This window comes from Hoyosella sp. YIM 151337, assembly GCF_026041215.1.
In the GTDB taxonomy this organism is placed as follows: Bacteria; Actinomycetota; Actinomycetes; order Mycobacteriales; family Mycobacteriaceae; genus Hoyosella.
The window spans coordinates 54,053-78,867 of the sequence record NZ_JAPEIQ010000021.1 but is presented as its reverse complement, the minus strand read 5'-3'; the positions used below and the strand labels follow the sequence as shown (position 1 = coordinate 78,867).

Below are 24,815 nucleotides of genomic sequence, written 5' to 3'. Positions count from 1 at the left end.
GGCGTCGGCGACGACGCAATGTGATACTTGCGGACATGACTGAGCTTGGCGAAGGAGACTCGGACTTCCGGGTGCGTGTGGTCGCGAAGGCGATCGACCTTTTCGCTGAAGGTGGTTACGAAGCGACGTCCGTCGATGAGATCGCTGCTGCGGCGGGGATCTCGCGGCGGACGTTCTTCCGGCAGTTCCGCTCAAAGGAAGGTGTGATCTTCGCCGACCATGAACAGTTGCTCAATGACGTCGAGCAGTACCTGAACGCGGCGGACGCAGATCCGTGGGCGGCCATCTGCGAGGCCGCGAAGATCGTGTTCCTACACTTCCGCGACAATCGCGACCTTTCACTGCGCCGATACCGCGTGGTTCAGCGGGTTCCCGCATTGCGTGACCGTGAACTCGTCACAACGCACAGCTACGAGCGCATTTTCGTGGACTATCTTCGAGCGGCGCAGCCAGACGTCGAGGTGCTCACGATCGTCGGATACGCAGCGGCTGTCACTGCGTGCCACAATTACCTCCTCCGCGCGATGATCCGCGGCGACAGCATGGCGACGGTTGACGCGCTAGAGGACGCGCTAGCGGGTGTGCGCACAACGTACCGTGTCGCACCCAGCAAGGCGGCCGGCGCGGAAATCCTGGTGGTGAAGTACCCGGCGGGCACTCCCGCTGAGGTAATCGCGAACGCCGTGCGAAACCAGGTCGACCCCGGACAGCTCACCTCTTGACTGGCACTAAGTGCCATGTTTCACTGGGTGGTGTCGTCTATAGCTGGCACTGAGTGCCGCACTTGAGGAGTGAACCGCCCCATGGCTGGCAACCCTGACTTTGACCTGTTCAAGCTCAATGAAGAACACGATGAGCTGCGCGCCGCAATCCGTGCGCTCTCCGAAAAGGAGATCGCTCCTTACGCCAAAGACGTCGACGAGCAGTCCCGTTTCCCTGAGGAGGCGCTATCCGCGCTGACAGCCTCGGGATTTAACGCGGTGCACGTCCCCGAGGAGTACGGCGGTCAGGGCGCGGACTCAGTTGCTACGTGCATCGTCATCGAGGAAGTGGCGCGAGTATGTGGATCGTCGTCCCTCATTCCCGCGGTCAACAAACTCGGCACGATGGGTTTGATTCTGCAGGGCTCGGAGGAGCTGAAGAAGCAGGTACTTCCGCAGCTGGCTTCCGGTGAGGCGATGGCGTCGTACGCGCTGTCGGAGCGTGAGGCGGGGTCAGATGCCGCGTCCATGCGCACCCGCGCGAAGCAGGACGGCGATGACTGGATTCTGAACGGTTCGAAGTGCTGGATCACCAACGGTGGCAAATCCAGCTGGTACACCGTGATGGCGGTGACGGATGCGGACAAAGGTGCCAACGGAATCTCGGCGTTTATGGTGCACAAAGACGATGACGGGTTCATCGTCGGTCCGAAGGAAAAGAAGCTCGGCATCAAGGGCTCGCCGACCGCGGAACTGTATTTCGAGAACTGTCGCATCCCCGGTGACCGGATCATCGGGCAACCGGGTACCGGCTTCAAAACCGCACTGCAAACCCTCGACCACACCCGGCCCACGATCGGTGCGCAGGCAGTAGGCATTGCTCAGGGCGCGCTCGATGCCGCTATCGAATACACCAAGGATCGCAAACAGTTCGGCACCTCGATCAGCAGCTTCCAGGGCGTGCAGTTCATGCTCGCCGACATGGCGATGAAGGTCGAGGCCGCGCGACTTATGGTCTACAGCGCTGCCGCGCGTGCGGAGCGCGGTGAAGGAAATCTAGGCTTCATCTCTGCCGCCAGCAAGTGCTTCGCGTCTGATGTGGCGATGGAGGTAACGACCGACGCGGTGCAACTGTTCGGTGGTGCGGGATTCACCACCGATTTCCCGGTCGAGCGGATGATGCGCGACGCCAAGATCACGCAAATCTACGAGGGCACCAACCAGATTCAGCGCGTAGTCATGTCGCGCGCACTGCTCCGCTGACACAGGTTCACGATCAACGGGACAGATTCACGACACGTACCTGTGAATGTGTCCCGTTTCCTGTGCGATTATGCGAGCGCGTGACGAGCAGTCAGCCCCAACCAAGTAGCAGGAGCCTTCCTTGAAGAAAATCGGAGTAGTCGGCGGCGGGACGATGGGCGCCGGTATCGCGGAAGTGTGCGCGGCAGCAGGCAGCGAGGTGCTCATCCTCGAAACCAAACAGGAGTTCGCCGATGCCGCCACCGCGCGGGTGGAGAAGTCACTCGCACGTGCCGTGAAATCGGGTAAGCGCAGCCAAGAAGACGCTGACGCCGCGCTGAGTCGTGTCGGGGTGACACTCGACGCCGAACAGTTCTCGGACCGGGACCTCGTCATCGAGGCGGCCCCGGAAATCGAGTCGCTGAAAACAGAGATCTTCGCGAAGCTCGACAAAATCGTGAAGCCGGAAGGCATTCTCGCGACGAATACATCGTCAATTCCGGTGATCAAGATGGCACAGGCGACGCAGCGCCCCGGCCAGGTTGTTGGCATGCACTTCTTCAACCCCGTGCCCTTGATGCCGCTCGTCGAGATCGTAGAGGCGCTCAGCACGGACGACGCGACCGCGAATGCCGTTTTTGACTACGCCAAGGACGTGCTCAACAAGACCGTGGTGCGAGTTGGCGACCGCGCGGGATTCATCGTCAACGCACTTCTCATCCCGTACCTGACATCCGCGGTGCGAATGCTCGAATCCGGTTACGCCAGCAAGGAAGACATCGACGCCGCGATGAAGGCTGGTGCCGGCTACTCCATGGGCCCGCTGACCCTGATCGACCTGGTCGGTCTAGACGTCACCCTCGCCGCGGCGCAGTCGCTGTACGAGGAGTTTGGTGAGCCGCACCTGGTTCCGCCGCCTTTGCTTCGCCGCATGGTCGAGGCCGGACGCCTGGGCCGTAAGACCGGCCGGGGCTTCTACGACTACAGCTGACACGCAGGCAGACCTGAATCCGCTGCAGCACGGGTGCTGCAGCGGATTCGGCGTTCTCATTCGGTGTCGAGAAGCAGCCAGCCGCCGTGGTACTCCGACACGGTGAACGGCCGTCCAACCTCGTGGCCCAGGGCGCGAAGTTCGCGCGCATCAAAGGCCTGCACGTGTCCGTACGCCGGATTGGGCTCGTCCTCAAAGGGCACGGCCACGACCACCCATTTTGAAGCTAGCCGCACCGCTTCATGCAACACTGCCCGTGCGTGATCGGCGGGAAGATGCTCGATCAGGTGCAGCGCCGTCACCGTGTCGAATGAGTTATCCGGCAGCGGAACCGCCGCCGCGTCACACACCAGCGTGGTGAGCGGCGCGCCACGTTCACGGGCCACCGCACCAAGCAAATCCATACTTCCAGCCACGACGTCGGATGCCGTCACGGTGTGCTGTCGCGTTTCCGCGAGCAGAAGGGGCACGAAACCGAAGCACGACCCGAGATCGAGTACCCGGCCCGGCGGTACGAGGCGCAGTGCCCGGCTGTACACCGGTGCCATCTCCGTGATCTGGGAGCCTGGCCGCATGTCTGCATCTGTGTGATGCCAGCAGGCGCGAACGCGCCGCAGCGTGTTGGCGTAGAACGCGCTCCACGCGCGAATCGGCTCGGGCACGGTGGAGCGGATTATGCCGGTGAAGACGCGCTCGAACATGCCGTTTCCGCTGAGCAGGCCAGGTGCAAACAGCTCACCGAGCACAATGCCGGTGAGGTCGTTGTCAATCTGGTCCGGCCGCAGCCAGTGCCGAATCTCCAGCCGTCCGCCCACGGTGCACACATGGAAATGGGGGGTCCGCGCGATCATTGGTGCGCAGTCTTGCCGTCCCCAGCGTTGTTCCAGCTGACAAACCCGGATAACCCCATCGTCGTACTCGAATGGTTGTTGAGCCGCGAGCGGATCGATGTGTGTGGTGTCGTCCAGTGAAATAGTCATGCCCGGCCTTCTCTCCCGCTGAACTCGATAGCCGCGTGCTCCAACTGCTGAAGGTTGCGCACGACACGAACCCGATCGCACAGCTCTTCGTACTGCGACATCGCGGAGTTCCCGAGACGCCAGCTGTATCGCGGCTCTGGTGATAGCCAAATAGTTTCGCGAGCCCGCCGTGCTAGCTCCGCGAACTCGCTGATGCCGGGATCGTTTCCGTTGCTCCGCCCGTCGCCCAGCACCAGCAGCGTCGTCTTTCGATTGATCGCTGACGAATGCTCGGACAGCATCGTCCGAAATACATGGCCGTAGTCCGAGTTCGCATCCAGATCGAGCACGTCACCCCCCAGGATGAACTCAAGCGCCGCATCCCGGTAATCCGCGAATAGCTCCGTGGTTTCGGTGACGTCCGCTACGAAGACGAACGACCGCACCTGCCGGAACAGGTCGGATAGACCATGCAGCACATTAAGGGTGAAACGGGTGGTAGCGCGGACCGACAAACTGATATCGGCCACCACCACGAGGTGGGCGCGATCGTCACGGCGGGAAACCGTGACCGGGGTGAACGGTACGCCGCCGTATCGCATGCTGCGCCGCATGGTGCGGGCAGCATGGATCCGGCCGCGGGCAGAGACCGTGCGGCGGTGCGTGGGTGCGCCGCGTATTGTCTGGGCAAGACGCCGCAGAGTCTCGCCTAATTCCCGCTGTTGCTGTTCATCGACCGGCTCGACCGCGCTGCGCCGCCATTCATCGCGCGGCCGCTGCAGCGCGAGTAGCGCCTCGGCGTGACGCTTCAGCGCAGCGGAAAGATTGCCGCGAATATCCGCAGACTCGCCGCCCGCCGAATCGCTTTGGGGGCCAAGCCAGTCAAGCAGGGCATCTGTCTCGTCAGCGCTCAGTCCGGTGCTGACGGAGGTGCCTTCGCTGGTCGCGAGTTGCCCGGCTGCCCCGGACGTGTGGAGGCGGTCGGTATCAAGCTGGATCCGGAAACCCGCTTCACCGGTCGCTTGATTGCCCTGCGAGAACGCCATCTCATCGCTAGGCGAAGAAAGGTCGATCATCCCTTCGTCTTCGGTGAGATTGTGGCGGGACGCAAGGTTGTCAGTGTCGAAAAAGTCGTGAACATCCTCGGGTGCTGGGCCTTCAGCGAGCGGGCTCGCTGAAGCATCATCGGACAGCACGAAGGGGGCGTGTGCGCTCGCGACGGTGTCTGGCGGTGCTTCCCCGTCGGCGACCTCGTCACTGAGCGTCAGCGTGTCGGTGCGTGCGGATTCACTGCCGGAATCCGACAAGGTGAAGAACGCGTCGAAGAGGTGGTCGAACTCGGCTGAGTCGCGCTGCTGTTTGAGTAGCGCAGCGCGCAGCGCGCATTTCAAGGTCGTTCGGTCGACAAGCATGCCCGGCTGTTTCACACATCGGATCGCGTCGAGCACGTCCGGCACCGACACGCGCATTCCGTGTGAGCGCAGTATCGATGCGAACGCCTGGACAGCGGCATCCATGCGGTGCTCACTTGCTTCCGCGGTGCCGCGCGAACGAGCGCGACCCCTGACTGCTGCTCACCGACGCGGGTAACGGGGCCTTCACCGCAGACGGTGTCCCGTAGTACCCATGCGTGAATCTCCCGGGCTGATCCTTGAGTGCCCGGATATTGCGCCCGTCCTCAAAATCAGCAATGTCAGTCAGACTGTCGTCCGGCGCGGTCCTCGGCACCGGGTGGACGTCGGGATTGAGGAGATGCGGCAACGCTGTGCGCGCAGCCTTCAGGTCCTTCTCGTACTTCACGACGACAGACATCGTCTCGTGGAGCAAATCCTCCGTCAGAGCGGATGCACCGAGAACAGCGAGCGTCCTCGCCCAATCGACGGTTTCGGAGATGCTCGGTGCTTTTCGAAGGTCGAGGTTGCGGAGCCCTCGCACAATGCCCACGAGTTGTTCGGCAAGCGCGTCGTCGAGGCCCGTTTCCTTGGTACGCAGGATCTCGAGTTCACGGTCAGCGGTGGGGTAGTCCGCGAACAAGTGCAGGCAGCGCCGCTTGAGCGCTTCGGCAAGGTCACGCGTGTTGTTGGAGGTCAAAATGACCAGGGGAGGGTGCTTAGCGCGCAGGGTTCCGATCTCGGGGATCGAAATCTGGTATTCACCAAGCATTTCCAGCAGTACAGCTTCGAGAGCCTCATCAGCACGATCAACCTCGTCAATCAGCAGGACGACGGGATCGTCGGACTGAACCGCTTCGAGGATCGGTCGAGAACTCAGGAAGCGAGTCGAGAAGAAGACACTGTCTTGGGCGCTAATCCGATCGACCGCGCTTTCGAGATCCTCAGCATCGGCAATAATCTCGCCGATCTTGTCCCGAAGGATCTGCGTGTACAGCAACTGCTTACCGTAGTCCCATTCGTACAGCGCCTTGGTCTCGTCTTGCCCTTCGTAGCATTGGAGCCGCACAAGCCGGCGCTCGGTGATCGAGGCGAGCGACTTCGCCAGCTCTGTTTTGCCAACGCCCGCAGGCCCTTCGATGAGAAGCGGCTTACCCAGCCGCATCAGCAGGAATAGTGTTGTCGAGAGCTGCTTGTCCGCAATGTAACCAGTCGATTCGAGCGCGGTGGTCACCTCGTCAACCGTGGCGAGGGCTGATTCGTCGAAACTCATGCGGGCGTCCTCAATTCAGCGAGAGTCGATGGTGGAGGGGCTGCGGGCGGGGAGTCAGCATCCGCCCGCAGCCCGGTCTGGGATCAGCTGAGCAGGTCGTCCAGATCGCCGTTCATGCTGTGCTCGACAACTGGGCGAACCGTCTCGAACGTGCATTCCTTCGGGTTGCCCGGTGTGCATGCGTCGCCGAGGACGTGGCGGGTAATGCGATCGATGTCCTCGTCGTTGCCTTTGATGACACTGGCGTTCTCGTAGAACTTCGTGGGACCCTTGCCTAGGCGGTTCTTCGAATACGTGTCCTGCGTGACATCGGTGAACTTCTCGGGGATGCCCACGTCGCGGAGCAGTCGGATCGCTGCCGCGAGTGCTGCGTCAGCTGCCTGGACGTCTGTCATGCCGTAGGTATCGACACCCATCGCGCCGGCGATCTGCGCGTACTTCTTGTATGCGACAGGCATGTTGAAGGCCCACACGCGCGGTAGCGCGATTGCGTTGTTCAGGCCATGGTGCGTGTCATAGAACGCGGATACGGCGTGTGAAATCGAGTGAACGATGCCCAGGCCCCCGGAGTTGAAGGCCTGACCGGCGATGTACTGCGCGTACATCATGTTCTGGCGGCCCTCGAGCTCCTGCGGGTTCCAGGTTGCGAGCCGCAGATTCTCGGCAACCAGCTTGATGGAGTACAGGGCGCTACCCATCGAGGGCGTGAAGTTCAGCCGGGAAACGAACGGTTCGGAACCGTGCGCAAGGACGTCGAAACCACACTGGGCGGTGTAGTCAGTTGGGCAGTCGTAGTAGAGCACCGGGTCGTCGATCGCGAGCGTGGGAACGCAGGCGTCGTCGAAGGCGACGTACTTGTGTGGATTGTCAGGGTCGGTTGTGGTGTCTGTGATGACGTATGCCCACGAGGTTTCGGAACCTGTGCCAGCAGTGGTGGAGACGGCGATGTGCGGCGGGTTCTTGGGGTTCTCCGACTTGTTGAAGCCCTCGAACTCGTTGACGTTGCGGCCGTCATGCGCGACCGAGATGCGCGCGCCCTTGCATGCGTCGTGTGAGGACCCGCCACCGATGGACACAAAGCTGTCGCAACCGTGCTCCTGGTAAAGAGCAGCGCCCTCCATGGAGTTGTAGTCTTTCGGGTTCGACTCGACCTTGTCGTACAGAACGACCTCGAGTCCGTGGTACTCCAGCGACCCCACGATCTTCGGGACGATATTCGTGCCGCGCAGGCCACTCGTCATTACGAGGACTTTCTTGAAGCCAAGCTTGAGGGCTTCGGGGCCGATGATTTCGTGCGCCCCGGGGCCGAGGAGCGCCCGCGGGAAGGGATGGAATTCCTTGATGGGAAACGGCTTGATGAGTTCATCGACCTGCATGGTTTCGAACCTTTCTCCAAGTTTGCTGCTGATGCGGGGTATTCATTTGGCGGCTGCCGGATCGGGCGATGTGAACGTATGACGCCGATCACAGGCCCGGGAATGGGTTTCGTCCAGAACCACTCGGTTGGATATCCGGATACGGCCCAGGGGAGGGGGCTGTCACTATCCGAACGGATAGGTGGTTCACGCGGCGGGCGGCATCGTGTACGCAACGTTCCCGTGCAGATGTGCCCAGCCGCTCGGAGTGAGTTGTGCTGGAACGATCTCGTGGCGCGCCCCAGCTCGGGCAGCCTGGATAAGTCCGGCGCTTGAGAGGCGATGTGCTGCGAACTGATCGCAGACGCACCGGCCATCGATGTACAGATCGGGCTCACAGCTGTAACTCATGGTCGCCCGTCCCGCTGCAACGAGGCGCAACAGACGATATTCGCGATGACTGAGTTCGATGCCGCCCCGGTCAGGGCTTGCCAGCTTGTTCATCTGAAGGGAGTACATGTGATCCTCCTCACTCCGTAACTCCAGTGAACGCTGAATCTGCGCTGGTCACGCCTTTCTTTAGGGTGGAGTGAGGCATCGCTTAGTACAGGCCTGCTGCCTATCCGAATGGGCAGGTTGCGGAGCCGGGACATGGCGCGGTTCGCGCTACTGGTAGATGTGGACCATGCGAGCTGTTCACGTAACAACCCTCGACGGCCCAGACGCGATCGATATCGTGGACGTGGCTGACGCTAAAGCCGCCGAGAATCAGATCCTGATCGAGGTGCACGCGGCCGGCGTGACATTTCCGGACGTCCTCCAAACACGCGGCCTCTATCAGCTCAAACCGCCGCTGCCGTTCACGCCGGGCTCCGAGATAGCGGGCGTCGTGGTGGCGGCGCCAGAAGCGGCACACGTCAAGGCCGGCGACCGGGTTGCCGCTTTCCCAGGACTCGGGGGATTCGCGGAGCGCGTGGCCGCCGACCCCGCAGTCGTGTTCCCGTTGCCGGACACCATCTCGTTCGAGGTTGCGGCGGGTATCCCGATGAACTACCTCACGGTGCACTTCGCGCTGCTGCGCCGTGGGCGCTTGCAGTCGGGAGAGACGGTGCTTGTACATGGTGCCGCAGGCGGCATAGGCACCGCCGCGATTCAGGTGGCGAAAGCGTTCGGTGCAACCGTGGTGGCGGTCGTGTCGTCAGACTCGAAAGAGACGGTGGCGCGTGACGCTGGAGCTGACCACGTCGTGCGTGCCCAGGGTTTCAAGGATGCGGTGAAGAGCCTCGTTCCGCACGGCGTGGATATCGTGGTGGACCCCGTGGGCGGTGACCGCATGACCGACTCGCTGCGCTGCCTCCGGCCGGAAGGGCGGCATCTGGTCATAGGGTTCACCGCGGGGGAGATCCCCACTGTCCGCGTGAACAGGCTGCTCCTCAACAACATCGACCTTGTCGGCGTCGGCTGGGGAGCGTTCTGGATGAGCAGCCCCGGATACCTCCAAGTTCAGTGGCGCGAGCTTGAACCTCACTTCGTTTCGGGTGCGCTGGCGCCCGTGGTGGGTGACGTTATCCCGCTGCAGCAGGCAGCGGATGCGCTGCGGTTGCTCGACGAACGCAAAGCTACCGGCAAGGTGGTTCTGGCGCTGAAATGACACTGCCGCGGGTCGACGTGCACCAGCATCTATGGGACCCCATCTTCGTCGATGCGCTGCGGTGCCGGTCACGGCCACCGCGGTTGAACGGCTGGGACTTGCACCTGAGCGGGGAGCCGGTTTACCGAGTGGCACCCGCAGCCCACGATGCTGAATCGCGGCGTGTCGCGAACGAGCGGGCAGGGTGCGATCGCGCGTTCGTTGCGCTGTCAAGCCCGCTTGGTATTGAAGATCTGCCTGTGGCGGAGAGCAGGCCCCTGCTGGACGCCTACCATGCCGGAATCGCCACGCTACCTAGCCATTTCTTTGGCTGGGCCGCAACGTGCGTCAGCGAACCTGACCCCGGCCATGTCCGGGAGCTGCTCGCTGGCCCATGGGTGGGGCTGCAGCTTCCGGCTACCAGCTTCGGTTCACCTGGTCAGTACGAGCGGCTGCGCGCCCTGCTCGACGAGGTCGCCTGGAGCGGCAAACCACTTTTCATTCACCCCGGGCCGGCAGCGGGAGGTTCCGGGCAACCGGGATGGTGGGCGCCCGTGGTGGATTACGTCGGGCAGATGCATGCCGCGTATCACCTCTGGCTTGCGTGCGCGGCGCGAGATTTCCCGGACCTGCCCGTTGTGTTCGCAATGCTGGCGGGTCTCGCACCGCTCCACAGCGAACGAGCATCCGCGCGCGGCGGACCGGCCCCGTCATCAGCGCAGCTGCATGTCGAAACATCCTCGTATGGGCCGCGGGCGGTTGCGGCAATAACTGAGGCGATTGGCGCAGATCGGATACTGGCGGGCTCTGACGCTCCGTATGCGGCTGCAGCCACGCTGCCCGCACCGCTGGATGCAGCAGCCTGGCAGATCAACGCCGACCGGCTTTTCGGTCATGCGCTGAGACAGGAGAATTAGCGTCACGGCGATCCTAACCGTCGCGCCGGTGAGTGTGCCGGGTGTGCAATACGCCAATGAGTCTTGCGTCAAACACGCTGACCGCTCGGCGTGACACAACAGCGACGACACTTGCCCGGCGCATAGCGAATAATCGGGACTTGTGGGAGCCTTACGTGCGGTTCGATGCGGAGCGCCGGTGGTACGGCCGCTTGCCGGTGGATGGTAACTGCGAGGTGTGGCTGCTCACATGGCTGCCCGGGCAGCGTACTGGGATTCATGACCACGGTGGGAGCGCGGGCGCGTTCGCGATCGCGGCGGGATCACTGCAAGAGACTGTCGCACACGGTTCGCTTGACTCGCCGCGGTTGCGGGTAGCTCACTATTGCGCCGGAGCCGTTCGCCCTTTCGGAAAGTCCCATATCCATGATGTGGGAAACGTCGATGACGTCCCGGCGGTGAGTGTGCACGTCTACGAGCCGTCGCTCACGCAGATGACGCGCTACCGGTTGTATGGGGGCAGACTGCACGTCACAGAGCATGACCGTGCAGGCGCCGCGTGGTGAGAGCCGATTTTCGTGCCAGCGGAATAGGTTCGCCGGAGGCGTTGTTGCAACTACCGGATCAGCCCGCTGTATCCCCCGGGCTCAAACAAAATTGCCTTCGCGGAATACCGTTCGGCTGGAGCCGCGTTGCGCCACTCGCCGTGAGGCGAATCGGCGGGCTGGTCCTCATCCAAGACTGAGATAGACCGCTTCCCGGTCCCGGATGCGGTCAACATATGGCCGCGTCTCGCTGGTGTACTCGCCGCCGGCGGGCATTCCTCCGGCCCGCTGAACCGCTCCGAAGCCTGCGTTGTACGCAGCGAGCGCGAGGTCGAGCGGATCGCCCTGAAGCACTCCAGCGTCGATGCCTTCGACGGCACGCCGGTGGTTGTCACACATGAAGGCACCCTGCGACATCACGGCGTCAGGAATGCTGTAGGGGTCAGCGACGCCGTCACCATCTGCGTCGACGCCCCAGATTTCCCACGTTTCGGGTATGAACTGGGCCGGACCCATCGCGCCGCGCGGACTCAGCGCGTCCGTGCGAAAACTGCTTTCTGCTTCGATTTGGGCGGCGAGAATTGCTGGAGTGATGGCGTCGCACTGATCTGCGGACTGTGCGATCCACAGCTGGAACTCTTCATTGAAGCCGGACGATGCAGTCCGGGGGTAGTAGTCAGGGGACTGCGCGAAGCCGCCGCAGCTCACCGCGAGGGCTGCGGCTCCCGCGAGAACTGTCATGGTGGCCAGGGCGCGTCTCATCCCCCGCGAGTGTGCCTGCGAAACGCTCGCCGCGCCAGCAACTGTGGCGAAACGCATTGCTAACCTGTCCTGCCGCGAACAGAATGGTAAGTGACGCTAGTCACTCACTAGGGGAGGTACCTATGCATGCTGTAGCTGGTGACCGTATCCACTTCAAGAGCGGCCACGTGGGACAACCCGAACATGAGGCTGAAATCCTTGAAGTACAGGGGCCCGACGGAGAACCTCCGTACCGGGTGCGGTTCGATGATGGCCATGAGTCCATCGTCTACCCAGGGACAGATTGCCAGATTGAGCATCCCAAAGGGGACTAGCCCACCGCGTCCGCGTTCACACCAGCCAAATGAAGTGCGCGACTACGACCACAAATAGCGCGTAGGTGATCGGGTGCACGTCGCGCCATCTGCCTTTGGCCACCATGAGCAGCGGGTACAGAAGCAACCCGAATGCGATGCCGTTGGCGATTGAATACGTCAGCGGCATTGCCACGACGGTCGCGAACGCGGGTATCGCGAACTCGAGTTTGTTCCATTCGATATCGCCGAGTGCTTTCGCCATGAAGACACCCACGATGATCAGCGCGGGGGCGGTGACTTCCGGTGTGACCACCGCAAGAAGTGGGGAGAAGAATAGCGCAAGCAAGAAGTACGCGGACGTGACGACAGACGTCAGGCCGGTGCGGCCTCCAGCGCTCACGCCCGCTGACGATTCGATGTACGACGTGGTGGTGGACGTACCGAGCACCGCCCCGCCCATGGTGGCGACTGAGTCAGCGACGAGCGCCCTGTTCGCTCGCGGGAGTTCACCGTTCTTCAGGAAACCGGCCTGATTCGCTACCGCGATGAGCGTGCCCGACGTGTCGAAGAAGTCGACGAACAGCATCGTGAAGACCACGATCAGCATTTGCGTGGTGAAGAGATCGCCGAAGTTCCCGAACGCGGCGCCGAACGTCGGCGCCAGGCTCGGAACTGGCGCAACGACCGTATCCGGCGGCGAAATGAGGCCGGTGAGCATGCCCGCTGCGGCGGTGAGGATCATGCCGTAGAACACGCCACCTTTGAAGCCACGGATGAGGAATATCGCTGTGACAACCACTCCGAAGAGCGCGAGTAAGGTTTCGGGTCGTGAAAGGTCGCCGAGCGCGACAGTGGTGGCGTCATCCGGAACAACGATCTCCGCGTTCCGCAGCCCGATGAAGGCGATGAACAAGCCGATGCCCGCTCCAGTGGCGAACTTCAGGTTCAGCGGAATCGCTCGGATGATTGCGCCGCGCACCCCCGTCACCGCGAGGATGAAGAACAGGACACCGGAGACGAGTGTGCCGGCTAGTGCGGTTTCCCATGGAATGCCCATGCCGATCACGACAGTGAACGCGAAGAACGCGTTCAGGCCCATGCCGGGCGCTTGCGCAATCGGGTAGCGCGCCCACAGGCCCATTACCAGGGAACCGATCGCGGCTGCTACCGCTGTCGCGACGAATACTGCCGGTATGTCCATCCCGGCTGAGCCGAGGATCTGCGGGTTGACGAACAGGATGTACGCCATCGCCAGGAACGTCGTTGTGCCCGCCACCACTTCAGTGCGGAACGTCGTGCCTTGTTCGGTGATATGGAAGAACTTGTCGAAAGCGCCCGGGGCGCGCTTGGCCTGCGTTTTCGAGGTGGTCATCGCCCGCGGTGCTCCTTGCTTAGATCATTGCCGTGCGTTTCATTTCGTGCTGATTCTGCCGATTTGTGATGACGTTTGTGTTGCGCGAGCGAAACATGGCGAGCTAATTCACACACAGTTGGATAATTAGCTCGCTTGCGCGGCGCGGTCGAGGATTATCGCGACCGCCTCTGTCACCTTTTCCGCATACGCGAGGTTCAGTGATTCGTTCGGGACATGTGCGTTGCTGTCTGGCCCTAGCGCACCGGTGACGACAAACTGGGCTTCGGGATGCGCCTCATGCAGCAGTCCCATAAATGGGATGGATCCCCCGACCCCGAGTGCGCGCCAGGGCGCGCCGAAAACCTGATCGCTGACGGTCTCAAGTGCCTGCTCGAGCCATGGTGCGAGGGTGGGTGCGTTCCAGCCGTTCGCGGCTTCTGCGTCTGTGACCTCAACGTGCGCGCCGCATGGCACATCCGTGGTCAGCGCGCGAGTGATGGCGGCGAGTGCCTTCTGCGCGTTCACGGTCGGCGGAAGCCGGAAACTCAAGCGCAGCGTCGTTGATGGCCGCAGCACGTTGCCTGCTGCGCTCGGGTCGGGCAGTCCGGCCGCGCCAATCACTTCGAGCGCCGGCCGCCATGTGTTGCGCAGGTGTAATTCGAGTTCGTCGTCGCTGTCCAGGCGAACCCCGGCCTGCAGCGGGAGCATCGCGCGCCAGGCACCGGGGATGGTTTCGGCTGCGCCGCGTGTTTCGCTCACGCGCTCTGGTGGAATTTCGGCGTTGAGTTCGCGGAGCCGGATCGCCCCGGTATCAGCGTCCTCCAGGCGATCGAGGAGTTGCCGAAGCACGCGGAAGGAGCTGGCGACCGGACCGCCGGCCATGCCGGAATGCACACCGGACCGCAGCAGCGACACGGTGACGTTCACGGACGCGAGGCCGCGCAACGACGTGGTGAGCCACAACCGCTGATAGTCGGCGGCGCCTGAGTCGAGGCAGATGACGAGCCCAACGGTGCCCAGACGGTCAGCAAGATGGTCAAGGTAAGCCGGCAAGTCAGGACTGCCAGACTCCTCACTCGTTTCGAGCAGTACGACGCAGCGGCCGTGCTGACCGCCAGCAGTGATGACGGATTCAACAGCGGTGATTGCGGCGAACCCGGCGTAGCCATCGTCGACGGAGCCGCGCCCGAACAGCCTGCCATCGCGCCGAACTGGCTCCCACGCGCTGAGGCCCTCCGCCCAGCCCTCGAGCGCGGGCTGTTTGTCGAGGTGACCGTACAACAGCGTGGTCGTTGCTGACGAAGCGTTCGCGCTCGCCGGTATGTCGACAACGAGGAGTGGAGTGCGTCCAGGTAACCGCTCAATTGTTAGCACAGCGCCCGTCACCTTACGGGCAGTGATCCACCCTTTGAGGTGCGCGATTGCAGCGTCGAGATGCCCGGTCGTCTCCCAGTTCGCGTCGAAAGCCGGAGAGAGCGCGGGGATCCGCACGAACTCTTCAAGACTGGGCACGGCAGCGCGCCATCGGGTACTGACTTCCTCGCGTAACGCTGTGCGGTCCACGCCCCCGATGCTAGCGGCTGTGCACGGCCCAAATGCCCTGGCGCCGGATTTTCCGCTAAGCTCCGCGCGCAGGGAAACAAGGGGTGGTCGACACACATGGCAGTACAGACGGAGAACCGGACAGTGATGCAGCCTGGTGGACCCGGGTGGCGCGTCCGACTCGGTGAGGGCATCGAGTCCCAGACAGCCCGGCGAATTATTACTGCCCTGATTCTTATCAATGCTGTCATCTTGGGGATCGAAACCTCGGACTCGGCACGCGAGGCGGCCGGGTCTATTCTCATGGCACTCAACCAGTCGATCCTTGCTGTTTTCGTCATCGAGATACTCATTAAGCTCGTGGCGTTCGGTCCGCGATTCTTCAAATCCGGCTGGAACATCTTCGACTTTCTCATCATCGCGATATCGCTGATTCCCGCGTCCGGGCCGCTCGCTATCCTCCGCACACTGCGCATTTTGCGTGTGCTGCGCTTGCTGTCGACGGTAAAACGACTGCGCATGCTGGTGGAATCGCTGATGCAGGCGATGCCGGGAATCGGCTGGTCCGCCGCGTTGCTGCTCATGATGTTCTACATCTTCGGCGTGATGGGCACGGAGCTGTTCGGTGAGCGATTCCCCGAGTGGTTCGGCACGCTTGGGCGCAGCATCTACAGCCTTTTCCAAGTGATGACCCTGGAAAGCTGGTCCATGGGTATCGCGCGACCGGTGATGACAGAGTTCCCGTACGCGTGGGTCTATTTCGTGCCCTTCATTCTGATTTCGAGTTTCATGGTGCTGAACCTCTTCATCGCCATCATCGTCAGTGCGACACAAGAGGTGCACGAAATGGAACAGCGCACCGAACGTGCGAAAGCAGACAAGATCGCGCACGAGGAGCGCGAGGAAATGCTCGACCTGTTGCGCAGCATGAATGCCCGGATGGAAGCAATCGAGAGTCGGCTATCCCGCTGAGCCAGCCTCTGCGGCCACCGTTCGCAGCATCCGCTGGTAACGTTGCGCGAAGCGCGCCATCGCAGCCGCGTGGAATCGGGAAGCGTCGTAAATTACGCGCACCGCGAGAGCGCGGACGTCACCCGTGGCCGAATGCTCTTCAGTCACCTCGATCGTCACACCATTCTTCACCGCCGCGACTGCCGCAGGCTGCGCAGTCACGGTGAGCCCCGGCAGCGATATGTCCACTGGTCCGGTGTTGTTCAGAGTCAGCATGACGTCAGCGAACCGAGTTTGGGACAGTCTGCATTCCTTCACCACGGTGTCAAACGGGACGTCCGCGTTGTCGAACGCGGCTAGCGCGGCCGCTCGTGTGTCACTCAGGACATCACGGAATGTGCCCGAGGGGGCTATACGGCTGCGGAGCGCGACCGTGTTGACGAACATCCCTGCTAGGTCGTCGAACTCGGGGCCGCCACGCCCGTGCACAGGAGTGGCGATGACAATGTCGTGCTGGCCGCTGACCCGGGCGAGCAGAAGGGCGAGCGTCGCGTGCAGCACCATGAACGGCGAGGTACCCGTTGCGCGTGCAAGTGCTGAGATGTTGTCACACACGGCTGCACCGATGGCGAATTCGACGATTTCGGCGCGTGTGGATGCCCCGGTGGCAGTTTCGGGGAGCAACGGTCGTGGTGTGTATCCGTCGAGGGTGCGCGTCCAGAAGGCGAGTTGGCGAGCAGCGAGGCTGCTCGGATCAGCGGGTGAACCCAGCATGCGGCGGTGCCACAGCGCGTAGTCGATGAATTGTCGTGGCAGCGTTGGGAAAGCGGGCTCCTTCCCCGCTCGGCGTGCCACGTAGGCAGTGATGAGGTCGCGGGCCAGCGGCGCAAGCGACGCGCCGTCGATGGCGATGTGATGGCCCACAATCAGCAATACCCATACTCCCGGATCTCCCGTGTCAAACAGGACCGCCCGGAAGGGCGCGGCACGGCTGATATCGAAGCCGCGGTTTACGGCCGAGTCGCGAAGCTCTTCGAGCTCGGCAGTCCCCACGGTGACGACTTCAAGGCGCGGTGGTGTGGGCGGAAGAACGTGCTGTGTGGGTCCGCTGGGCGTGTCCGGGTAGATGGTGCGCAGCACATCGTGCCGGGCACAGAGATCCGTGAGAGCAGTGTGGAGCGCGGCGAGGTCAAGACTGTCTGCGTCACCGGTCAGTGTCAGCGTGAACGCCACGTTGTAAGCCGGGGAGTTCGCGTCGAGCCGGTTAGCGAACCAGATGCGCTGCTGTGACGGTGCGAGCGGAATATGGGCGGGGCGTGTGTTTTCGGGACCACCGCCGCCCGAAGTGTCGGCGTTCGGGGTGCCCGTCTGGCTGGCAGTGGCTCGCGCGGCAAGCGCCGCGACGGTGGGATTGTCGAAAACGTCGCGGACGCCGAGCTGGACCCGAAGGGCGTCATTTACCTGCGCGATGACCCTTGTGGCAGACAGCGAATTACCGCCGAGGTCAAAAAATTCACATTCGACGCCCGGCACGGCGCGCAGAAGGACTCTTTCGAACGCGTTGGCCACGGCCGCCTCAGCCGCATTGCGTGGCGCGGTCGCGCCGCCTGCCGGTTTTTCGGCAGCAGGGCTGGGCAGCCGCTGGCGGTCGACCTTGCCGTTCGCGGTGAGGGGCAGTTCGTCGAGAATGCTGATAGCGGCGGGTACGAGGTGGGACGGTACACGTTGGCGGAGGAAACGCCTGAGGACTTCCGCGTCGCAGCGGCTGTCGCTCGTGACGACATAGGACGCGAGAAAGTCCGTGCCGTCAGGACCGGTGGCGAGCACTGTCGCCGCGGAGCGAACCGCCGGGTGTTCCCGCAAATGGCCATCCACTTCACCGAGTTCGATACGGAAGCCACGCAGCTTCACCTGAGCATCGGTGCGGCCGATGTGCTGCAACGTCAGCTGTCCGTCCGAATCACGCAGCCAGATGCCCCGATCGCCGGTTCGGTACATGCGCTCGCCTGGCTGTCCACAGGTACTTGCGATGAAACGGGTGGCGGTGAGGCCGGATCGGGCGTGGTAACCCCGTGCTAGGCCTGCCCCCATGATGTAGAGCTCACCCGGGACCCCTTCCGGTACCGGTCGCAGTGCTGAGTCCAGTACAGCGACGGACGCGCCGCGTACTGGTGGGCCGATCACGGGCACACCGCTGACCCACAGCGCATCCGAAATTGTTGCCATGATCGTGGTTTCGGTGGGTCCGTAACCGTTGAAGAACCGGCGCCCGCAGGACCAGTCGGTCACTATCTGTGCTGGAACGGGCTCGCCGCCAGCGATGAGTGTCTGAAGAGACGAGAGGTCTGCGCTCGCTTCAGACCCGCCGAGTGTCTCAAGGACTCCCGGCGTGAGAAACGCATGTGTGACGCGCTGAGCTAGCAGGAGTTGTGTGAGCTCCGCGCCACCAGCGATACCTTCGGGCGCGATCACCAGCGTCGCGCCAGCTCCTAATGCCAGCAGAAATTCCAGGATGGACGCGTCGAAACTCGGTGACGCGAAATGCAGGATCCGGGAGTCGCTCTGCATGTCGTAGCGTTCGAACTGTTCTTGTGTGAAGCTCGCCAGCCCGCGGTGCGTGACAACAACGCCTTTCGGAGTGCCTGTCGATCCGGATGTGTAGATGACGTATGCCGCACTATCGGGGTGGGTAGCGACGGGCAGCGCGCCGGTGTTCTGATCCTGTGACTCGTGCTCGACGACGGGTGAATCAAGCACCATCCACTCGGCGCGGCCCACAAGTAGCGTGTGCTGCGCGGCCATGGTGATGCCCAGTGCGGCGCCAGAGTCCTCGAGCAGCATCGTGATCCGAGCCTGGGGGTAGTGAGGGTCAACCGGCAGGAACGCCGCGCCGGTCTTCGTGACCGCGAGCATCGCGGCCACGTACTCGGCGGAGCGCGGTACGGCAATGGCTACAACCACTTCTGGACCGGCACCGCGGGCCTGCAGGCAGCGCGCGAGTCGCGTCGACCACTCGTCGAGTTCCTGGTACGTCAGTGTTCGGGCGCCGTCGACGATCGCGATGCGGTCCGCGTGCTGTGCGACGGCCGCACCGAATAGGTGCGCTAACGGTACGGGCGGCGTACCGTCAGCGCCGCGAACTGGCTTGAGATGAGCCGTTTCGGTGGAACAAACATCGAAGGCACCCACGAGCTGATCGTCGAGGTTGTCAGCGCTTTCCAGCAGCCGGGCGACGCGCTGCACCAGTCGCTGGGCTCGCGCGCGGGTCACGGATCCCTCATCGAAGCGGGCCTCCAGCGCCAACTGCTGACCAGTGAAGGTCACGAGCGTGAACGGGTAGTGCGATCCGTCGCGCACATCCGCCGAGTTGACGCGCCACGGCGCTGCGGCGAAGGGCTGCGCCGGTTCAACGGGGTACGACTCGAACACGAGCAGCGAATCGAACCGTGCGGCAGGCGCAATCGAGTGGATTTCGGCAAGGCTGGTGTGGTGGTGCTCGAGCAGGTTTGCTTGTTCTTTCTGAAAGCGAGTGAGCAGCTCGGCGAACGTCTCGCCCGGATGGATGCGCAGCGCAACGGGAACAGTGTTGATAAGAAGTCCGATCATCTCCTCAACGCCACTCACTGACGGTGGCCGGCCTGACACAGCCGTACCGAAAACGACAGTCTGCTCACCAGTTTCGGCTGCCAGTGCGAAGGCCCAGGCGGCCTGTACAACCGTACTTACGGTGACGCAGCACCGCCGCGCGAGGGCACTCACCGCAGCCGTGGTGGTGGCATCGAAGGTGTGTCGCAGCTCGCTGCGCGTCGCCGTCGCCGGCTCAGCAGCGAGCAACGTTGGTGATTCGATGTCCCGGAGCGCCCCGCGCCAGGCCCGGAGTGAGGTTTCGCGGTCGCGCGTATCCAGCCACTCGAGGTATCTCCGTAGCGGCGGCACGGTGGTGTTGCGCCCCGCGTGGCACGCAGCGAACACCTCCCGCAGGTATAGCGGTGTCGACCACCCGTCCAAGATGATGTGATGGTGGGTCAGAACCAGACAGTGACGGTCCTGACCGCCCGTGCGGCTGCCGGACCGGATCAAAGTCACTCTGATGGGCGGGCCCTTAGCCAGATTGAACGGAGTGGCTCTATCTGCATCAATAGCCCGTCGTAATGCTGTCTCAGGCTCGGCGGCATCATGTCCGGCCGCCAGATCCACCACGTGTACTGGAACGCGAGCCCCGCCAGCGATGATTTGAACAGGGTGCCCGCTGGCGGTTGTCGCGAACGATACCCCGAGTTGGGGGTGCCTTTCGAGCAACACGGTGAATGCTCGTTCGAGATGCAGGGGATCGGGGGTGGCCCCGATCTCGAGGATGACCTGTACGACGTACGGGTCAGCTTCCTCACCGGCGAGCTGCGCTTGGAAGAGCAAGCCCTCCTGGAGCGGGGTGAGCGGCCAGATATCTTCTGTTCCAGGGTATTCCGAGCAGAGGGTGTCTAGTTCGGTCTGTGTAACGGTGGCAAGGACATCGGATGGCGTAAGCCCGCCTGCCTCCGGTGATTGGGCGTAGAGCGCGATACCGTGAAGGGCGGATCGCCAGTGTGCCGCGAGCTGCTCAGCATCGTCACTGCTAAGCAGCGTGGTGACATAGCCGAGCTGAATTACCAACTGCCGCAACGAGTGTTCTACAGCCACATATGATGTCACTTCGAGTGCGGCTGGCGCCGCACTCGCGGGGTCTGTGGTCGCGAGCAGAACGCCCGCCGCGGAAGAAGGCGCCCAGTCACCGGGGGTGAACGGGCCGAGTTGACCGAGGTGATTCACGAGTATCTGCGGCGGCGGCGCGTCCAGCGCCGTATCGTCCGCCAGGTAGCGCAGCATGCCGTAGCCGATACCGGTGCCGTGGTGCGCACGTAACTGCTCTTTCACCCGCTTGAGCGCGGTACCCGCGGCCTCGCCGCCCCGAAGGGCATCGCGGACATCGATAGCACCAAGTTCGACGACTACCGGGACGAGCGAGGTGAACCACCCAACGGTACGGCTGAGATCAGCGCCGGGCACCGCGTTTTCGTCACGTCCGTGCCGTTCAGCCATCACTGTGATGCGCCCGCGCCGCCGCCAGGAGAGGATCGCGATTGCCAGGCTGGCAATGAGGACGTCCTCAGCGGTGCCGTGTACCGACTCGGCTGCTACCCGCAGCGCGAGGTCTGTGAGTTCCGGGGGGAGCGTGAATTCCAGTCGTGCCACCGTGTCACAGGTGTCGATCCGGGGGTCGAGAGGGCGACGACCGATGTGCCAGCCGTCATCGCTGATCACTGACCGCCAATCGCTGATTTCGCTGCGCCGATGTGACACGCCTTGTGCGAGACCGTGTGCCCAGCGGCGGAAGGAGGTGCCAGCTGGTGGCAACTGCGGTGGCGCAGCATGTTGTGTACTTAGCCAGGCCGCAGCGAGATCCGGGATCAGGATGCGCCACGACACTCCATCGACGGCGAAATGATGGAGGACAAGCAACACGTGGCTGTCGCCGTCTCGCTCGCCGTTCGTGAACAACACGGCCTGCAGCAATACGCCACGTTCCGTGTTCAGCCGTGCCGCGGCGTCATGCAATTCGCTGTGGACGCAGGTCGAGAATGGTGTACCAGGGGCGTGGGAGTCGACTACCTTGACGAGGCTTTTCGCGCTCAGCGTGCCGGAGGGAGGAATGTGGATGCCGTTCGCAGTGATGGTCGCCCGCAGGATGTCGTGATGATCGAGCAGTGTCCGTAGCGCTGCCGTGAGCGTCGTCGCGGTCAACTCGGAGGGCGCGTGCAGCAGTACGGCCTGCGTGCAGCGGTCGGCTTGCCCGCCACGCTCAAACAGCCACTTCATGATCGGGGTGAGGGGAGCCCATCCGGTCCCAGCACCTGGGAGCTCGGCGAGCCCGGGTACGGGCGCAACGCAGCTGGATACGCTCGCGATACGCGCCAGCGTGCGCTGCTCGAAAACGTCCCGCGTCGTGATGAGGATGCCAAGGGAGCGGGCGCGCGCCACTAACTGCAGCGCGAGGATGCTGTCGCCACCGAGGACGAAGAAGGCGTCCCCTGGGTTCACGGATTGGAGTCCAAGCACGTCCGCTGCGGCCTCGCAGAGGACACGTTCAGCGCGCGTCTCAGGAGCCCGCGCGGGCGCTGACGGCGGTGCGGGAAGTGCTGCGCGATCGATCTTTCCGCTGCGTGTCAGCGGAAATTCACGCATCGGTACCACTATCGAGGGAACCATATGGCGCGGCAGTTGAGTCGAGAGTGTTCGAATAAGCTGATCGGCCAGCAGGTTTTGGGGAGCATCGGTATTTACGGCGGTGGCTCCTGTAGTCACATAGGCAACCACGGCGGCAGTGCGGGGACGAACGACGACTACCGCGTCTTCCACACCAGGTTGTCCGCGCAACAATGATTCGATGGCTTCCGGATCGACGCGCACGCCGCGCACCTTGAGCTGGAGATCAGTGCGCCCACGGAACTCCAGCTGGCCATCCGCGCCCCACCGTGCCAAATCCCCAGTGCGGTACAAACGTTCACCACTGCCGAACGGGTTCGCGATGAAACGCTGCGCGGTGAGAGGCGCGTCGGTGTAGCCATGGGCCAGACAGACACCGCCGATATACAGTTCGCCGGTCTGGCCGGACCCCACTGGGTGCAACGCTGAATCGAGGACGTGGAGCCGCACCCCAGGCAGTGGACGGCCGATGGGGACGCTCGCCTGCGGGCGCGGAGAGCAGCTCATGGGGGCATCAGCAGCGCACACGACGTCCGCGGCCTCCGATGGGCCGTACGAATTGATAACGCGCACACCGGAAGCGCGAAGCGGCGCAACCTCAGCGAGATGCAGAGCCTCGCCGCCCAGTATAAGTACGCGCAGCCGGTGCAGCGTGCGGCTAGTATCGGCCTCCTGCACGACCCGCAGCGCTGAGGGGGCAAGGTTCAGAACCGTCGCTGCCTTTGCTGCCGCCAGCCGCACAACCTCGGCGGGGTCGAACGCGGGAGCCGCGAGCAGGAGCGTGGCACCACAGGTGAGTGCTGCCCAGATGTTTTTCTGTGTAAGGTCAAAGGTCGGTGCGCTGGCGACCAAAACCCGATCTGCCCCGGTGATTCCCACTTCGTCGCGGTACCACGTGACGGTGTTGATGGCGGCGGCCTGCGGCACCCGGACCGTTTTGGGTTGTCCCGATGTCCCGGACGTCGTCACCACCCATGCGATGCCGGCGGGGGACACGGCCGTCGGCGTGTGCACCGCTGTGCCGATCGTAAGGCCGGGGCCGACGGTCACGTGTACGCCCGCTGCGCGCGCGACTGTCGCGGTGTATTCAGGCGCATCGTCGGGGCTGAGCGACAGGTAGCCAGCCCCGGCAGTCCATGCCGCGAGCATGGCGATAATCCACTCGGGTGAACGGGGCAAGTGCAAAGCGACCACGGCGCCGGGGCCCGCGCCGTTTTGTCCGAGTCGGTCTGCGAGTTTCCTGGCGTGATCGCGCAGCTGGCCGTAGGTGAGTGTGCCGTGTGTCGTCTCAACGGCGATTGCCGTTGGATCTACCTGTCCGATTTGAGCGATCACGTCCGCTGTCGTGTCATGACGGGCGGGCGCGCCGAGTCCGCTCCTGGCCAGAGCCGCGGCGCGACGCCCGCTGATTCGGCTGACAGTGCCGAGCGTGCGGCCGCGTCCGTGTGTTGCATAGAACCCGGCGAAGTCTGCGAAATCGGCACACCACGCATCGGTGTCCGATTGAGAGTGCCGGTACGGGTTCGTTTCCCACTCCGCCCGCACTCCAGCGGGCGTCAGACACAGGTTGATCGCGACATCGTCGACGGGTCCGGTCGAGAGGATGTGGGCGCTTCCGCGGGCCTGCCCAAGTGTCACCACGTCCCCGGTACGCAGTAGGTTGACGGCGGGACCGAACATTCTGCCGTATTCGGGCCGCGCGAGCAGACTGTGGATCTCGGCTTGCGGGAATCGGTGATGTCGCAGTACACGACCCAGTTCCGAGTGCAGCACCCTGCTGTGTTCCGTAAGCGCAGACGCCGGGTCGACGGCGACGCGCAGGGGTACAACATTCGCGACCATCCCGGCCCCGTTGCGCAGCACGGCTGAGGTCCGAGCGGATACTGGCAAGCCAACGACGACGTCCTGGCGACCGGTCACCCGCCCCAGGTAAGCGGTGAGTGCGGCCAGTGCGGTGGTGTGTGAGGATATGCCCGGAGGCAGCGGCGCTGCGGCGGTGTGGTTCACAGCGCTGCACTGCGCTGCGGGGGACCCGAGGGTGAGCGGCTCGGGAAATGACTCCACATATCGTGCCCAGAACGCACGGTCACGCTCATGTCGCGTGCTCGCGGAATACGCGGCGTCCGACGTGACGATGCCGTGCAGCGGCGTCATCGCAGGTGGGTGTTCGCCGTTATAGCGGGCGGCTATGTGGCGCAGGATCTGAGCGGCTCCGTGGCCGTCGAGCAGGATGTGATGGAATCTTGCGTACCAGAAGTGCCGGTCCGGGCCGACTGTAGCGAGCGCAACCCTGCAGAGTCCGTCCGCGGTCACATCAACCGGGGTGTTCAGGTCCCTATGCATCCAAGCCCGCGCCGCCGCTCCTGGATCAGAGACGCCGCCGAAATCGAGCTGGACAAAGGTGTCTTCTAAGAAGGCAACGGGGACCTGCCACACGCCTTCGTCACCGGGCTGAATTACCTGCAGCGGCGACTCGGCGCTGCGCAGCGCCGCTAGTGTTGCTGCGCGGAGCCGGACCGGGTCGATCGGGCCGGAAAGGTCAGCCCAGACTGCGACGGAGAACGGTACGGAAGGGCTGAGAGATTGTGCCACCCAGATCGCGTGCTGGGCGGCCGTCAGTGGAAGGCGAGCGGGCGGGTCGTGGACGTGTGCGTGCATCGCGCAAATCCACCCCTCATCACTCCTCC

The 24,815-nt window shown here is 63.3% G+C and carries 17 protein-coding genes; 8 read left to right on the top strand and 9 right to left on the bottom strand.

What is annotated here, in order from left to right; genetic code table 11:
- Positions 1-35: 35 nt before the first annotated feature.
- From ONR57_RS09855 to ONR57_RS09845, 3 genes are all read left to right on the top strand, one after another.
- The gene (locus tag ONR57_RS09855; RefSeq protein ID WP_265123126.1) at positions 36-722 is read left to right on the top strand and encodes a TetR family transcriptional regulator; all 687 of its coding nucleotides are present in this window, start codon (positions 36-38) and stop codon (positions 720-722) included.
- Between the two features lie 81 nt (positions 723-803).
- Positions 804-1,964, top strand: coding sequence for an acyl-CoA dehydrogenase (locus ONR57_RS09850; RefSeq protein WP_265123125.1), 1,161 nt, complete (start codon positions 804-806; stop codon positions 1,962-1,964).
- 121 nt (positions 1,965-2,085) lie between these two features.
- Positions 2,086-2,934: a 3-hydroxybutyryl-CoA dehydrogenase gene (locus ONR57_RS09845; protein WP_265123124.1), complete on the top strand. Its 849-nt coding sequence runs from the start codon at positions 2,086-2,088 to the stop codon at positions 2,932-2,934.
- Positions 2,935-2,990: 56 nt separating this feature from the next.
- On the opposite strand, the gene mftM is transcribed toward ONR57_RS09845, so the two are convergent.
- The 5 genes from mftM to ONR57_RS09820 all read right to left on the bottom strand — a co-directional run bounded on the left by mftM (position 2,991) and on the right by ONR57_RS09820 (position 8,431).
- Positions 2,991-3,914, bottom strand: a complete 924-nt coding sequence (gene mftM / locus ONR57_RS09840; protein WP_265123123.1) for a mycofactocin oligosaccharide methyltransferase MftM — start codon at positions 3,912-3,914, stop codon at positions 2,991-2,993.
- Positions 3,911-5,410 (bottom strand): VWA domain-containing protein, encoded by a 1,500-nt coding sequence (locus tag ONR57_RS09835; RefSeq protein ID WP_265123121.1) that lies wholly within the window; start codon positions 5,408-5,410, stop codon positions 3,911-3,913. Before ONR57_RS09835 ends, mftM begins: the two co-directional genes overlap by 4 nt.
- Before the next feature lie 7 nt (positions 5,411-5,417).
- The gene (locus ONR57_RS09830) at positions 5,418-6,557 is read right to left on the bottom strand and encodes a MoxR family ATPase (protein ID WP_265123119.1); all 1,140 of its coding nucleotides are present in this window, start codon (positions 6,555-6,557) and stop codon (positions 5,418-5,420) included.
- A gap of 83 nt (positions 6,558-6,640) precedes the next feature.
- Positions 6,641-7,933, bottom strand: coding sequence for an NDMA-dependent methanol dehydrogenase (mdo, locus tag ONR57_RS09825; RefSeq protein WP_265123118.1), 1,293 nt, complete (start codon positions 7,931-7,933; stop codon positions 6,641-6,643).
- Between the two features lie 186 nt (positions 7,934-8,119).
- On the bottom strand, positions 8,120-8,431 hold the full coding sequence (locus ONR57_RS09820; RefSeq protein ID WP_265123117.1) for a hypothetical protein: 312 nt from the start codon (positions 8,429-8,431) through the stop codon (positions 8,120-8,122).
- 166 nt (positions 8,432-8,597) lie between these two features.
- Here ONR57_RS09820 and ONR57_RS09815 point away from each other — a divergent pair, with 166 nt between their 5' ends.
- From ONR57_RS09815 to ONR57_RS09805, 3 genes are read left to right on the top strand one after another with little or no spacing between them, the layout of a single operon-like run.
- Positions 8,598-9,563: an NADPH:quinone oxidoreductase family protein gene (locus ONR57_RS09815; RefSeq protein ID WP_265123115.1), complete on the top strand. Its 966-nt coding sequence runs from the start codon at positions 8,598-8,600 to the stop codon at positions 9,561-9,563.
- Positions 9,560-10,459 (top strand): amidohydrolase family protein, encoded by a 900-nt coding sequence (locus tag ONR57_RS09810; protein WP_265123114.1) that lies wholly within the window; start codon positions 9,560-9,562, stop codon positions 10,457-10,459. Before ONR57_RS09815 ends, ONR57_RS09810 begins: the two co-directional genes overlap by 4 nt.
- A 56-nt stretch (positions 10,460-10,515) precedes the next feature.
- Positions 10,516-11,004 (top strand): cysteine dioxygenase family protein, encoded by a 489-nt coding sequence (locus tag ONR57_RS09805; protein WP_265123113.1) that lies wholly within the window; start codon positions 10,516-10,518, stop codon positions 11,002-11,004.
- 165 nt (positions 11,005-11,169) lie between these two features.
- On the opposite strand, the gene ONR57_RS09800 is transcribed toward ONR57_RS09805, so the two are convergent.
- Positions 11,170-11,745, bottom strand: a complete 576-nt coding sequence (locus ONR57_RS09800) for a lytic transglycosylase domain-containing protein (RefSeq protein WP_265123112.1) — start codon at positions 11,743-11,745, stop codon at positions 11,170-11,172.
- Between the two features lie 122 nt (positions 11,746-11,867).
- Between ONR57_RS09800 and ONR57_RS09795 the strand changes: the two genes are divergently transcribed.
- Positions 11,868-12,059, top strand: a complete 192-nt coding sequence (locus ONR57_RS09795) for a DUF1918 domain-containing protein (RefSeq protein WP_265123111.1) — start codon at positions 11,868-11,870, stop codon at positions 12,057-12,059.
- A 16-nt stretch (positions 12,060-12,075) separates the two neighbouring features.
- Here the strand turns inward: ONR57_RS09795 and ONR57_RS09790 are convergent, their stop codons facing one another.
- Positions 12,076-13,413: an NCS2 family permease gene (locus ONR57_RS09790; RefSeq protein WP_265123109.1), complete on the bottom strand. Its 1,338-nt coding sequence runs from the start codon at positions 13,411-13,413 to the stop codon at positions 12,076-12,078.
- Positions 13,414-13,539: 126 nt separating this feature from the next.
- A complete protein-coding gene (locus ONR57_RS09785; protein WP_265123107.1) occupies positions 13,540-14,958 on the bottom strand; it encodes a M20/M25/M40 family metallo-hydrolase in 1,419 nt (472 codons plus the stop codon).
- Positions 14,959-15,054: 96 nt separating this feature from the next.
- Between ONR57_RS09785 and ONR57_RS09780 the strand changes: the two genes are divergently transcribed.
- Positions 15,055-15,909, top strand: coding sequence for an ion transporter (locus ONR57_RS09780; protein WP_265123105.1), 855 nt, complete (start codon positions 15,055-15,057; stop codon positions 15,907-15,909).
- On the opposite strand, the gene ONR57_RS09775 is transcribed toward ONR57_RS09780, so the two are convergent.
- A complete protein-coding gene (locus tag ONR57_RS09775) occupies positions 15,898-24,786 on the bottom strand; it encodes a non-ribosomal peptide synthetase (RefSeq protein WP_265123103.1) in 8,889 nt (2,962 codons plus the stop codon). The genes ONR57_RS09780 and ONR57_RS09775 overlap by 12 nt on opposite strands.
- Positions 24,787-24,815: the final 29 nt, after the last annotated feature.

Bases quoted from the DNA above. Each gene is read 5' to 3' on its own strand.
- ONR57_RS09855 (WP_265123126.1), top strand. From the start codon at position 36: ATGACTGAGCTTGGCGAAGGAGACTCGGACTTCCGGGTGCGTGTGGTC.
- ONR57_RS09850 (WP_265123125.1), top strand. From the start codon at position 804: ATGGCTGGCAACCCTGACTTTGACCTGTTCAAGCTCAATGAAGAACAC.
- mftM (WP_265123123.1), bottom strand. From the start codon at position 3,914: ATGACTATTTCACTGGACGACACCACACACATCGATCCGCTCGCGGCT.
- ONR57_RS09835 (WP_265123121.1), bottom strand. From the start codon at position 5,410: ATGGATGCCGCTGTCCAGGCGTTCGCATCGATACTGCGCTCACACGGA.
- ONR57_RS09830 (WP_265123119.1), bottom strand. From the start codon at position 6,557: ATGAGTTTCGACGAATCAGCCCTCGCCACGGTTGACGAGGTGACCACC.
- mdo (WP_265123118.1), bottom strand. From the start codon at position 7,933: ATGCAGGTCGATGAACTCATCAAGCCGTTTCCCATCAAGGAATTCCAT.
- ONR57_RS09820 (WP_265123117.1), bottom strand. From the start codon at position 8,431: ATGTACTCCCTTCAGATGAACAAGCTGGCAAGCCCTGACCGGGGCGGC.
- ONR57_RS09815 (WP_265123115.1), top strand. From the start codon at position 8,598: ATGCGAGCTGTTCACGTAACAACCCTCGACGGCCCAGACGCGATCGAT.
- ONR57_RS09810 (WP_265123114.1), top strand. From the start codon at position 9,560: ATGACACTGCCGCGGGTCGACGTGCACCAGCATCTATGGGACCCCATC.
- ONR57_RS09805 (WP_265123113.1), top strand. From the start codon at position 10,516: ATGAGTCTTGCGTCAAACACGCTGACCGCTCGGCGTGACACAACAGCG.
- ONR57_RS09800 (WP_265123112.1), bottom strand. From the start codon at position 11,745: ATGAGACGCGCCCTGGCCACCATGACAGTTCTCGCGGGAGCCGCAGCC.
- ONR57_RS09795 (WP_265123111.1), top strand. From the start codon at position 11,868: ATGCATGCTGTAGCTGGTGACCGTATCCACTTCAAGAGCGGCCACGTG.
- ONR57_RS09790 (WP_265123109.1), bottom strand. From the start codon at position 13,413: ATGACCACCTCGAAAACGCAGGCCAAGCGCGCCCCGGGCGCTTTCGAC.
- ONR57_RS09780 (WP_265123105.1), top strand. From the start codon at position 15,055: ATGGCAGTACAGACGGAGAACCGGACAGTGATGCAGCCTGGTGGACCC.
- ONR57_RS09775 (WP_265123103.1), bottom strand. From the start codon at position 24,786: ATGCACGCACACGTCCACGACCCGCCCGCTCGCCTTCCACTGACGGCC.